The sequence below is a fragment of the Streptomyces sp. 7N604 genome (assembly GCF_052245475.1).
Classification (GTDB): Bacteria; Actinomycetota; Actinomycetes; order Streptomycetales; family Streptomycetaceae; genus Streptomyces.
The window spans coordinates 1-2975 of sequence record NZ_JBQQBX010000084.1 but is presented as its reverse complement, the minus strand read 5'-3'; the positions used below and the strand labels follow the sequence as shown (position 1 = coordinate 2975).

1 protein-coding gene and 2 pseudogenes are annotated in these 2975 nt (G+C 67.0%); all 3 read left to right on the top strand.

Features of this window, described 5'->3' with window-relative positions; translation table 11 throughout:
• Positions 1 to 48: 48 nt before the first annotated feature.
• Positions 49 to 897, top strand: a pseudogene (locus ACTWP8_RS38085) (IS256 family transposase); the annotation flags it as partial.
• Positions 898 to 1096: 199 nt separating this feature from the next.
• Positions 1097 to 2338 carry an IS110 family transposase gene (locus tag ACTWP8_RS38080; protein WP_443326626.1) on the top strand — a complete coding sequence of 414 codons (1242 nt, stop codon included), beginning with the start codon at positions 1097 to 1099 and terminating at the stop codon, positions 2336 to 2338.
• Between the two features lie 132 nt (positions 2339 to 2470).
• Positions 2471 to 2935, top strand: a pseudogene (locus ACTWP8_RS38075) (transposase); the annotation flags it as partial.
• Positions 2936 to 2975 lie beyond the last annotated feature (40 nt).

Genomic DNA, 2975 nt, shown 5'->3' with positions numbered 1-2975 from the left:
GGGACTGTAAATCGTTCGGTGTAACTCCTGATCATGGAAGATGCATCGATGACCAGTGACAACGTGACCGAGCCCGAAAGCGTCGAGTCGGTTGAGCCGCAGCCGGTCAAGTCCGTGGACGACCAGCTGATCGACGAGCTCGTGGGCCGGGCCCAGGCCGAGGGACTTCAACTGACCGGCGAGGGCGGTCTGCTGCAGCAGCTGACCAAGCGCCTTTTGGAGTCCGCCCTCGAGGGCGAGATCACCGACCATCTCGGCTATGACAAGCACGATGCGGCCGGCAAGAACGGCGGCAACTCCCGCAACGGCAAACGCGGCAAGACCGTGCTGACCGACGTCGGGCCGGTCGAGATATCCGTGCCCCGCGACCGGGAGGGCACCTTCGAACCGAAGATCGTCAAGAAGCGGCAGAAGCGGCTGCCCGGGGTAGACGAGATGGTCATCTCCCTGGCGGCGAAGGGCCTGACGACCGGCGAGGTGCAGGCTCACCTGGCCGAGGTCTATGGAGCCGACGTGTCCCGCCAGACCATCTCCACCATCACCGACAAGGTCCTCGATGGCATGGCCGAATGGCAAAACCGGCCTCTGGATGCCGTCTATCCGGTGATCTTCATCGACGCTATCCACGTGAAGATCCGCGACGGTGCGGTGGCGAACCGGCCCGTCTATATGGCGTTGGCCGTCACGACCGAGGGCCGGCGCGAGATCCTCGGCCTGTGGGCCGGCGACGGCGGCGAGGGCGCCAAACACTGGCTGCACATCCTCACCGAGATCAAGAACCGTGGCGTGAACGACGTCCTCATGCTCGTCTGCGACGGACTGAGAGGCCTGCCGGACGCAGTCGAGACTGTCTGGCCCAAGACGGTCGTGCAGACCTCATCCGTGCACACTCCCAGGTGGCGGGAGACGCCCGCCGGTCACCGCGCCAGCGGGAGAGGACCTATGCAAACGCGTTGCCTTCGAGGCCCACATGCAGACCAGTCCCTCCCGCTGGAGGCGGGCCGCGAACTGGCCAGCGGGAGTTGCGCTTCGAGCGCCAAGATGAGGTACCAGCGGGGCCGCCCAGTCGGTGACCAGGACCGACAGGACGGAACCCATGCCCCACTCCTTAACCACCAACCCCACCGATACGGCCGGGAAGTTCGCCGGTCTGGACTGGGGCGAGAAGCACCACCAGCTCTGCCTCGTCGACGGCATCGGCCAGGTCGTGCAGCAGAGCCGGTACGCGCACACTGCTGACGGTCTCGAACGCCTCGAGCGGCACCTGCGCCCACACGCCCCACTGACCGGGATCGCCATCGAGCGAGGCGAGGGCCTGCTGGTCGAATGCCTCCAGGCCGCGGGGCACACCCTCTACTGCGTCTCCCCGAAGATCTCCGCCAGGGCGCGGGAACGCTACCGGATGGCACCAAAGAAGGACGATGCCTTCGACGCGTTCGTCCTCGCCGATAGCCTGCGCCACGAGTACCGGCACTGGCGGCCCCTGCCGGTCGCCTCCTCGCAGCTGGCCGAGCTGCGTGCGGTCATCCGCGACAGGGAACGCGTCGTCTGGAACCAGCGCGACCTGGAGAACCAGCTGCGGGCCATCCTGCAGTCCTACCACCCGGCCGTGCTCCACTTGTTCTCCTCACTGGACCGCGACATCAGCCTGGCCTTCCTGCGGGACTACCCCACCCCCGAGCAGGCCCGCCGCATCGGCGTCGAGCGGATGAGAGCCTTCACCGGCCGGCACGGCTACTCCGGCCGCACCCGCCCCGAGGTGCTGGTGGAACGCCTGCGGACGCACCTGCTGACCGCGGCCCCCGGAACCGTGGCCGGCAAGCAGCTCACAGCCCAGCTCTTCGCCGAGCAACTCGCGCTGCTCAACGACCACATCCGCATCCTCGACAAGCGCGTGGACGCCCTGCTGGCTGCTCACCCGGATGCGCCGATTTTCCTCAGCTTCCCCTGCATGGGCCGCGCCTGCGCGGCCACACTGCTGGCGGAGATGGGTGAAGACCGCGACCGTTTCCCCACCCCGGCCTCCCTTTTGGCCGAGGCCGGCGTCGCCCCGGTCACCCGGGCCTCCGGCCGCACCCGCCAGGTCCGCTTCCGCTACTCGGCCAACAAGCGCATGCGCCACGCGGTGGACTGGTGGGTCTTCAACATGACCCGCGAAGTCCCCTGGGTGCATGACGCGTACGAGCAGGCCCGAGACCGCCGTCAGCCACACCACCGCACCATCCGCGGCCTCGGTGCCCGCTGGATCCGCGTCCTGTGGCGCTGCTGGACCGACCACACCTGCTACGACCCCGCCCTCCACCTCAAGGACCGTCCAGAGGCCATCCTGACCAGCTGATCCCCTGACCGACGGCCGCTGAAGCCGCGAGGTGATCAAGACCTACCCCGCGGCCAGTCGGCATGCCCTCGACAGAATCGACGCAATACGCCGCAAGAAGATCCAGAACCAGGAAGGTTGACAGGGGGAGTCTGTGTGATCCACCTGTTGCGGAACTCCTTCCGCTATGCGGCCCGCCAGGACTGGGACAAGATCGCCAAGGTGCTCAAGCCCGTCTATACCGCCCCGACCGAGGAAGCCGCCCTGGAACGGTTCGCCGACTTCGCCGAGGCGTGGGGCAGGAAGTATCCGGCGATCATGAAGCTGTGGGAGAACGCCTGGGAGGAGTTCACCCCGTTCCTTCGCTTCGACACCGAGATCCGACGCATCGTCTGCACGACGAACGCGATCGAGTCCGTCAACGCGCGGATCCGCCGCGCGGTCAAGGCCCGCGGCCACTTCCCCAACGAGCAAGCCGCCCTGAAATGCGTCTACATGGCGATCATGTCCCTCGACCCCACCGGCAAGGGACAGGCCCGCTGGACCAGCCGCTGGAAGACCGCCCTGAACGCCTTCGACATCACCTTCGACGGCCGACTCTCAGCAGCCCGTCAGTAACCCCAACCACCCTGGTTACACCGTTCGATTGACAGACCCG